This window comes from Microcystis sp. M53603_WE2 (assembly GCF_030065435.1).
The window spans coordinates 1-8298 of the sequence record NZ_JASJFF010001120.1 but is presented as its reverse complement, the minus strand read 5'-3'; the positions used below and the strand labels follow the sequence as shown (position 1 = coordinate 8298).

11 protein-coding genes are annotated in these 8298 nt (G+C 42.0%); 7 read left to right on the top strand and 4 right to left on the bottom strand.

Features of this window, described 5'->3' with window-relative positions; all coding sequences use genetic code 11:
- The coding region (locus tag PX481_RS23700; RefSeq protein ID WP_288096383.1) for a nucleoside deaminase at positions 1–441 on the bottom strand (441 nt) is incomplete at its 3' end.
- Positions 426–743 carry a glutaredoxin 3 gene (gene grxC / locus PX481_RS23695; RefSeq protein WP_002751734.1) on the bottom strand — a complete coding sequence of 106 codons (318 nt, stop codon included), beginning with the start codon at positions 741–743 and terminating at the stop codon, positions 426–428. The genes PX481_RS23700 and grxC, both read right to left, overlap by 16 nt.
- A gap of 32 nt (positions 744–775) precedes the next feature.
- Here grxC and PX481_RS23690 point away from each other — a divergent pair, with 32 nt between their 5' ends.
- From PX481_RS23690 to ccmS, 4 genes are all read left to right on the top strand, one after another.
- The gene (locus PX481_RS23690) at positions 776–1336 is read left to right on the top strand and encodes a 5-formyltetrahydrofolate cyclo-ligase (RefSeq protein ID WP_002762343.1); all 561 of its coding nucleotides are present in this window, start codon (positions 776–778) and stop codon (positions 1334–1336) included.
- A 342-nt stretch (positions 1337–1678) separates the two neighbouring features.
- Positions 1679–1996, top strand: a complete 318-nt coding sequence (locus PX481_RS23685; RefSeq protein ID WP_002762345.1) for a slr1957 family protein — start codon at positions 1679–1681, stop codon at positions 1994–1996.
- A 251-nt stretch (positions 1997–2247) separates the two neighbouring features.
- Positions 2248–3261, top strand: a complete 1014-nt coding sequence (locus PX481_RS23680) for an aldo/keto reductase (RefSeq protein WP_002762346.1) — start codon at positions 2248–2250, stop codon at positions 3259–3261.
- Between the two features lie 168 nt (positions 3262–3429).
- The gene (gene ccmS / locus PX481_RS23675) at positions 3430–3870 is read left to right on the top strand and encodes a beta-carboxysome assembly chaperone CcmS (RefSeq protein WP_043999379.1); all 441 of its coding nucleotides are present in this window, start codon (positions 3430–3432) and stop codon (positions 3868–3870) included.
- Here the strand turns inward: ccmS and nagA are convergent.
- Positions 3826–4977 (bottom strand): N-acetylglucosamine-6-phosphate deacetylase, encoded by a 1152-nt coding sequence (gene nagA / locus PX481_RS23670; RefSeq protein WP_288096380.1) that lies wholly within the window; start codon positions 4975–4977, stop codon positions 3826–3828. The genes ccmS and nagA overlap by 45 nt on opposite strands.
- A 493-nt stretch (positions 4978–5470) precedes the next feature.
- On the opposite strand from nagA, the gene PX481_RS23665 reads away from it, so the two are divergent.
- From PX481_RS23665 to PX481_RS23655, 3 genes are all read left to right on the top strand, one after another.
- Entirely contained in the window at positions 5471–6265 is a 795-nt protein-coding gene (locus PX481_RS23665) for a metallophosphoesterase family protein (RefSeq protein WP_288096379.1), read from the top strand.
- Between the two features lie 79 nt (positions 6266–6344).
- Positions 6345–7163 carry a SirB1 family protein gene (locus PX481_RS23660; RefSeq protein ID WP_002762361.1) on the top strand — a complete coding sequence of 273 codons (819 nt, stop codon included), beginning with the start codon at positions 6345–6347 and terminating at the stop codon, positions 7161–7163.
- A gap of 87 nt (positions 7164–7250) precedes the next feature.
- Entirely contained in the window at positions 7251–7715 is a 465-nt protein-coding gene (locus tag PX481_RS23655; RefSeq protein WP_288058546.1) for a VOC family protein, read from the top strand.
- On the opposite strand, the gene PX481_RS23650 is transcribed toward PX481_RS23655, so the two are convergent.
- Positions 7712–8298 (bottom strand): TspO-related membrane protein (locus PX481_RS23650; RefSeq protein WP_288096376.1); only part of this gene is annotated, 587 nt, incomplete at its 5' end. The genes PX481_RS23655 and PX481_RS23650 overlap by 4 nt on opposite strands.

Sequence of the window (8298 nt, the reverse complement as noted above, 5' to 3'; positions counted from 1 at the left end):
GGCTAAAATTCCCGCGATTACCGGTAAACGATGGTTAGAAAAAGGACTATCAATAAAATTAGCCACAGTGCGGATAACTCCTGTTTTGGGATCGTCAGCACCGTACACTAATAATCCTAATCTAGCCTGAATGATTGCCCCGGCACACATGGGACAGGGTTCGAGGGTGACGTAGAGGGTACAATCCTTTAAGTGCCAATTGCCTAACACTTGACTAGCGGCACGAATCGCCAGAATTTCGGCGTGAGCGGTGGGATCATGGTGTTTTTCCTTGCAATTAGCCCCTTGAGCGATTAAATGTCCCTGTTTATCCACGATAACCGCTCCCACAGGTACATCACCCCGGTTTCCCGCAGTTGCCGCTAAATTTAAAGCTAACTGCATCCATTGCCGATGTTTCTCATAGGCTTTTTCATCAATAGACTTTAGATAGTCCCACATTTAGCCAGTAAATTATCTAATTTTTTCTGACCATCCAAAGCATACAAATCATCACAACCACCGATATGTTCATTATTAATAAAAATCTGTGGTACACTGCGTTTACCGTTGGACCGTTCGGCCATGGCTTGACGAGCGCTTTCATCCCCATCAATCTTGTATTCGGTGTATTTTACCCCTTTCCAACCCAGCAACCATTTAGCCCGAATACAGTAGGGACAAGTTGCCCAAGTATAAATTTCCACATTGGCCTTGATATTCTCGTTATAACGCCCAAAAAGCGAGTTAAATAGATTTAGCATCTTGTGACTACAGAAATATTTATCTTTATTTTATGGATTCTGCTACCAAAAAAGCCCAATTACGCAAACAACTAATTGCCCAAAGACGAGCGCTTCCTAAGCATATTTGGCAAGAAAATAGTCAGCAACTTTGCAAAAATTTACAATCTTTACCCCTCTTTCAGCACGCTAAAACCATTCTCGCTTACTTCAGTTATCGTCAAGAGCCGGATTTAAGTTCCTTATTTTGTCAACACCATCGCTGGGGTTTTCCCCGTTGTGACGGAGATAGCCTGACTTGGCACTGTTGGACTGCCGACGATCCCCTAGAATTAAATCGTTATGGCATCTACGAACCAACAGCGATCGCTCCTCTCATTTTACCGGCTGAAGTGGACTTACTATTAATTCCCGCCGTCGCTTGCGATCGCCAAGGTTATCGCTTAGGCTACGGGGGGGGTTATTTTGATCGTCTCTTACATTCCCCCGAATGGCAAGCTATCCCCTCGATCGGGATTGTCTTTGACTTTGCCTATCTCGATACCCTTCCCCTCGATACTTGGGACCAAAAATTACAGGCAATCTGTACCGAATCGAGAACCGAAATTTTTTAACAATTATTTCCCTATTCCCTCACACCCAATCCCCAAGCTGATCCCTGTCTCGGAGTCTCCTATCTGGGAGTCTCCTGTCTCCTATCCCCTATCTCCTGTCTCCTATCTCCTGTCTCGGAGTCTCCTATCTCCTATCTCCTATCTCCTATCTCCTGTCTCCTGACTCCTGACTCCTGACTCCTGACTCCTGACTCCTTACCTCACCGTTAACTTTACTTTTCACCGACTACTCATATATTAAGTTTTATTGAATCCGATCGACCCTTAAGATAGCTTTGCTAGGATGAAATTCACATCAGGAGATGTTTATAGTAATCACCGGAAAAAGTCAACAGGGAAGCAATGAAACACTTTCACGAACCATGGATTCAAGAATGGTGTCAAGAAAACGGCTGGACAGAGCTATTTCTCGAACGCTACAGTAATTATTGGGCATTCCCTCCCAATGCCGTGATGCCAGAACCAATTCCCACCAAAGTGTTACAAAACATTAAGCGCCAAAAAGGTCTATCCCCTGCCGAAAAACTTTGGTTAGGAGTGGCGATCGGATTGACTCTGACAGCTTTAATTCTCTGTATCACCCTCGCTTGTCCCATGCCTATAGTTCTCGCTTTCGCTTTTGATGCTGTCACCGCAGCGCGATTGGAAGTGGAATATTAACCCAGCAAAAATTGAGCAGCAGAAACCCAAAAAGGGGGAGATTTTTCCGAAAGTCTTCCCCTTTGCCGCTTTTTTCTGGACAGGTACGATCGATCTGTCTTGAATCAGTAATCGGTGATTAGTGGTCAGTAGGAGAATAGAATATTAAGTGAGCAGTATTCAATGGCAGTTTTCTGCTGTCTTTTCACTGATTACTGTTTACTGTTTACTGGACGGCTACGCCGTGCCTTTGACAACACTGAAAAGCTCTCATGTCCGAATCTCGTCGCTTACAGTTTACCCCCGATCTGGAAATTTGTCGTATTTTGAACGGAATGTGGCAAGTTTCAGGAGCCCATGGTTCGATCGCACCCCAAAAAGCGATCCCTAGTATGTTCTCCTATCTAGATGCCGGTTTCACCACTTGGGATCTGGCCGATCATTACGGTCCGGCCGAAGATTTTATCGGTGAATTTCGTCGTCAATTAGTCGCCCAAAGGGGCATTGATGCCTTAAATAATCTGCAAGCTTTCACTAAATGGGTTCCCCGTCCGGGTAAAATGACTAAGGAAATAGTCGCAAAAAATATCGCTATTTCCCTACGTCGTATGGATGTGGATAGTCTCGATTTATTGCAGTTTCACTGGTGGGATTATCGCGATAAAAATTATCTAGATGCCTTATATTTTTTAGGAGAATTACAACAGGAAGGCAAAATTAAACACCTGGCCTTGACTAATTTCGACACGGAACATTTAAAAATTATTCTCAGCGCCGGGATTAAAATAGTCTCCAATCAAGTCCAGTTTTCTCTAATCGATCGCCGTCCCCTCGTCAAAATGGCGCAATTTTGCCAAGAACATAACATCTATCTACTCGCCTATGGTACTCTAGCAGGAGGCTTATTAGGGGCAAAATATCTCGGTCATCCCGAACCCAATGCCATGAGTCTCAATACCGCTAGTTTACGGAAATATAAAAACATGATCAATGCTTGGGGAAACTGGCAATTATTCCAAGAATTATTAACCGTTCTTAAAGCGATCGCTGATTCCTATCACGTCACCATTCCTAATGTGGCAGTGCGTTACGTTCTCGAACAAAAGGCCGTAGCCGGGGCAATTATCGGGGTGCGTTTGGGTGTTGCTGAACATATCCAAGAAAATGCCCGTATTTTCGATTTTCAATTATCCCCCCAAGACTATCAAAAAATTGATCATGTCTTGCAAAAATCCCGGGATTTATTGCAGTTGATCGGTGATTGCGGTGATGAGTACCGTCGTTAAGTAGGTAGGTGTTAAAAATTGTCAGCTTTCCCCCCTTATTAAGGGGGATCCCCCCGCCTATCGGCACCCCCCTTATCAAGGGGGGTAGGGGGGATCGGCACACCCCTTATTAAGGACTGATAACTGATAACTGATAACTGAAGACTGATAACTGAAAAGAGGCTAATGATGAGATTTGAACAACCAATCCCCGATGATCCCGCTAATCAATGGCGCTATCAATTAGATCAATTCGTGCAAGAAAATCAACAGGAATTAGCCGGTTTAATGTGGGGTTTACTCTCGGAATGGGGAGAAGATGCCCAAGAAACCCTGGGCATCGATCTTAAACCCCAGCCCCATTTTGTCTGTTGTTCTAGGGAGGCTCTAGAGAAATTAAATCGCAAGGTTAATTGTAAAATTCAAGAGATGCTTGGGATTATTTACCGCTATAATCCCAGGGAAGAAGTGGCTATAGTCGCTATCGGTGATGGTCAGGTAAAATTGATTTATTTTCAACCCGATCTTTCCCCTCCTGAATGTTTTGATCGCCTCGAAGTGGATCTCGATACCCTCATTCAACAGTTAGAGGCCAAAATGCTGGCGGAAATCCAATCTTTCCCAATTTGATGCCGATTGCCAGCGCAAAAAGTTGGCAGATTGTCCCACCGATAAACCTGCTAATCCGATCGCTTTTCTGGGAGATTCTGTGCCTAGAAGAATCGCCGTTTCTAAATCACATATTCCCCAGTTAACTAAATTGGCTACTCCTTGTAATAAGGGTAAGGTTGTTCCCGCTAAAGTACCGTCAAAAAGTCTTGCTGTTCCCTGTTTAACTTCAATTTCTCTCTCGTCCCAAGGATAGACACCATCTTCTAAACCGATCGGCGCTAAAGCATCACTAACTAAGAAAATTCCTCGATGATAATTACTGGCTTTTAGTAATAATTCTATCATGGTTGGATGGATGTGTTGACCATCGGCAATTAACCCACAATACACATCGCGATTGATAATTGCTTCCCCTAATAACCCCGGTTGACGATGGTGTAAAGGAGGCATGGCATTAAAGGCATGAGTAACCATTTTTGCCCCCTGTAAAAAGGCTTTTTTGGCTATTTCTTGACTCGCTTGCGAATGTCCTAAACTGACGGTAATCCCTCGATCGCTTAGGTATTTAATTACAGTACCGCTACTATCTAATTCGGGGGCTAGGGTGATAATTTTTACGATCGATAAGTAGTCCCCAAAAATTTTATCTATTGTTTCTATACTTGGGGTTAAAAGATATTGTCCCAGATGCGCCCCCCTTTTTTCATAGTTTAAAAATGGTCCCTCTAAATGTACTCCTAAAACCTGCGCGCTCGCTCGATTTTCCTGTTTCTGTTTCTCGATATATTTGGCAATTACTGAGAGGGATTTTTGAAATTTCTCCACAGACGTGGTTACTAAGGTGGGCAGATAACCATCAATTCCTTGATTCCCAAGATAATCACTAATCTTATCTAATTTTTCTAGATCTGTTATTTCTAAGTCGGGAAATGCTAATCCTAATCCTCCGTTGATCTGTAAATCTACTCCTCCCAACGATAGCCAATCCCCTTCCATATCGATAATCTTTTCCCCTTTTTTCCTTCCCCCCATCTCCGTGATTCTCTCGATCTTTCCCGCAGCATTTATTTCTACTTGTTGTCGATCCTGATAGGCGGGAATTCTAGCGTTAATTAGGGTTATCATAGAAGCAGAAAACTAATTTTTTTTTATTATAATCTCAAAAAAAAACTTTTTTTTTGATCATGCTTGACAAGGGAGCATTTTTGTGAGATACTTTTTTCTAGAATGGGAATCTGTGCGTTAGTTGATAGTTGCTGACATCCAATTGTATAAAAACTGATCATAAAAAAATAATACCATAACCTGTCCGCTCCCTGCCCAGAGATTGCAAAAATACTTTACAAAACAATTAAGTAGGGAGGCACAATTATTTGTAGGATGGGTTAGCGGTAGCGTAACCCATGCGGTAGTTGGGTTTCATGCTTCAACCCAACCTAAGTTCATCTTATATTTAATTCCACCCACCTACTTACAGCCTTTCTCCCGCAGTTCCGGCGTTCCCCAAAACCAGTGACTGTCAGAGGGAAAGCTTTGTCCTATAATAAAATTAAGACCTTATAAAAACTGCTTTTTTAGCGATAAAAGAGTAGCAATCTCAGCAATTAGAGAGGGGTGTGTGTTTTTTAAAAAAATAGAGAAACAGACTCAAGAACCGCGTCGTATTATTATCGGAGATGTGCATGGCAGTTTTCAGACACTTTTGCGACTATTAAACCGAGTTGCTCCCGATAGTGAGGATGAGGTTTATTTTCTGGGGGATTTAATCGATCGAGGACAGCAGAGCTTGGAAGTGGTGGATTTGGTGATCAAAAATAACTATCAGTGTCTCCTAGGAAATCATGAATATATGCTCTTAAAAGCTCTGGCAGGAAAAGAAGTTTCTGAAAAATGGTTTAACGGCTGGATCGAGAGTGGCGGGGCGGCGACACTACTAAGTTATAATAACAATATACCCGCCGAGCATATCAATTGGTTCCAATCTCTACCCGCTTATTTAGACCTAGGAGATATTTGGTTAGTTCACGCGGGAGTACACCCAGAATATCCCCTTGAACAGCAAACAAACGAGCAGTTTTGTTGGATTAGAAACGAATTTCATGCCATGACCCAACCCTATTTCAAGGATAAACTAATTATCACAGGTCATACTTTAACCTTTACCTTTCCCGATGTCAAACCGGGACAACTAGCTCGCGGCAACGGTTGGCTAGACATTGAAACTGGGGTTTATCATCCTCAAAGTGGTTGGTTAACTGCTTTAGATTGGACAAATCAATTAGTTTATCAAGTGCAGAATCAAAATAAAAATTGTCGCACGATACCTTTAGAAAAAGCGGTGGTTAATCTAGACCTTGACAAGATTTCTCGTTACTCCTCCAGGGAAAGCTCATCTAAATCACTGAATCTTTAATGGTGATTCAGAAAAGAGAGGCCATAAAACCAGAAGGATCGGTTAAAATAGTTGATAATCTGATTAATACCCTTTTCTAATGACCCTTGAACTCTTATACCAAGCTTTCATCGAAACAATTCAACATCCTGACCCTGAGATAAATCTAGCTCGGGCAGCCCTACAAATAGCCAATTTTGAATATCCCCGTCTCAAGATTGATCACTATTTAAATAGAATAAATTTAATGGCTGACGAGGTAAAAAAACGTTTACCAGATAGATTATATCCCTTAAAAATAGTCAAGGTTATCAATCAATATTTGTTTGAAGATTTACAATTTACTGGTAATACCCAAGAATACTATGACCCCCGCAATAGCTACTTAAATGACGTAATCGATCGCCGCACAGGTATTCCGCTCACTCTCTCGATCATCTATTTAGAGATTGCCAAACAGATCGATTTTCCCATGGTAGGAATTGGTATGCCTGGGCATTTTATTATCCGTCCCGATTTCGAGGAAGTGGAAATTTTTGTCGATCCCTTTCACGGTGGTGAAATCCTATTTAAACAGGACTGTCAAGAAAGATTAAGTCAAGTTTATCAACAGCCAGTTAAATTAGAAGAACATTTTCTCAATATTGCTACCAATCAGCAAATTTTATTACGTTTGTTGACTAATTTAAAATATATTTACCTGAATCGTCAACAATGGTCTCAGACAATTCGGACAATAGATCTGCTACTTTTGCTCATTCCTAATCATCCCCTAGAGCTGCGCGATCGAGGTTTAGTTTACTATCAAATAGGACAACTCAGCCAAGCGCAACAGGATTTAGGCTTCTATCTCGCTCTCCTACCCAACGCTCAAGATGCAGAATCCATTCGACAATTATTGCAAAAAATTAACTCTTAAGTTGTCCGTCGTCAGGAGATTATTTTTATTTGTTCTCCCCACACCCCACACCCCACCAACAAACTTTTTCAGCAAACCCTAACTAAAATGACTATTAGTCCTTCCGTAACCGCGAAAAAACTCAAAATCGGTCAACTGCGAAAAGTCCATCATATTGCTTTCAACGTCAAAGATATGGAGGTTTCCCGTCATTTTTATGGGGAAATATTAGGATTAGAGGAATTAGTGGGCGAAAAAATTCCCAGTACCTTAAAAGAATTAGTTGCCCAGGGAAAAGTGGCCAATTTTATCACCCCCGATGGTACAGTAATTGACCTATTTTGGGAACCAGATTTAAACCCTCCCGACGACAATCCCGAAATCGCTTTTACCCGTGCCAACCATTTAGCCTTCGATATTGCCCCCGAATGCTTCGATTTTGCCCTAGAAGTGCTACAAAGTCAGGGAATTACCATTGCTAGTGGACCCGTAACCCGTCCGACTGGGAGAGGGGTTTACTTCTACGATCCCGATGGCTTTATCGTCGAAATTCGCTGTGATCCCGCATCTTAACGACTCAGAGGACGAAAATTGCCACGAAAAACCAAAAAAGTTAGGGTAATCGCTAATATAATCGCTGTTATCGCAATTAGAGGCAGAGAAATCTGTTTAACAGCGATCGCCAAAAAAGCCCAGATAAACACCCCGATAAAAGCCCGATCTTTTCTTTTTAAACCGACTAAAATCGCGATTATCGCCCCGATAACTAGGATTATTACCGTCCAGATCTGGTCTGTTAGACCCCATCGCTGCCAGTTGATCCAATCTAACACCGAAGCGACGTTGACAATCGTGGCTACGGTAATCCAAGCGAAATAAATACTAATAGGAGCATTAACTAATAAACCCTGTTTACGATTGACAATCAAGCGATTAATTTCTAAGCGAAGATAAAGCCGGATGAGAGGAATTAAAATGCCTAGCATTGTCAATAAAGACAGGGTAAAAAAACGCAATTGAAAGAGAATTACCCAGAGAATCTGACAAGCACTAGCGATGGCTAATTCGTAGCCTAACCGACGCAAACGCGGTTCAGTTTTATTGAAAGCCAAAGCTTGGTAAATTCCCAGACTAATTAAACCCAGATAAATTAATC

Bases quoted from the DNA above. Each gene is read 5' to 3' on its own strand.
- PX481_RS23655 (WP_288058546.1), top strand. From the start codon at position 7,251: ATGACTATTAGTCCTTCCGTAACCGCGAAAAAACTCAAAATCGGTCAA.
- PX481_RS23660 (WP_002762361.1), top strand. From the start codon at position 6,345: ATGACCCTTGAACTCTTATACCAAGCTTTCATCGAAACAATTCAACAT.
- ccmS (WP_043999379.1), top strand. From the start codon at position 3,430: ATGAGATTTGAACAACCAATCCCCGATGATCCCGCTAATCAATGGCGC.
- PX481_RS23690 (WP_002762343.1), top strand. From the start codon at position 776: ATGGATTCTGCTACCAAAAAAGCCCAATTACGCAAACAACTAATTGCC.
- PX481_RS23680 (WP_002762346.1), top strand. From the start codon at position 2,248: ATGTCCGAATCTCGTCGCTTACAGTTTACCCCCGATCTGGAAATTTGT.
- nagA (WP_288096380.1), bottom strand. From the start codon at position 4,977: ATGATAACCCTAATTAACGCTAGAATTCCCGCCTATCAGGATCGACAA.
- grxC (WP_002751734.1), bottom strand. From the start codon at position 743: ATGCTAAATCTATTTAACTCGCTTTTTGGGCGTTATAACGAGAATATC.
- PX481_RS23685 (WP_002762345.1), top strand. From the start codon at position 1,679: ATGAAACACTTTCACGAACCATGGATTCAAGAATGGTGTCAAGAAAAC.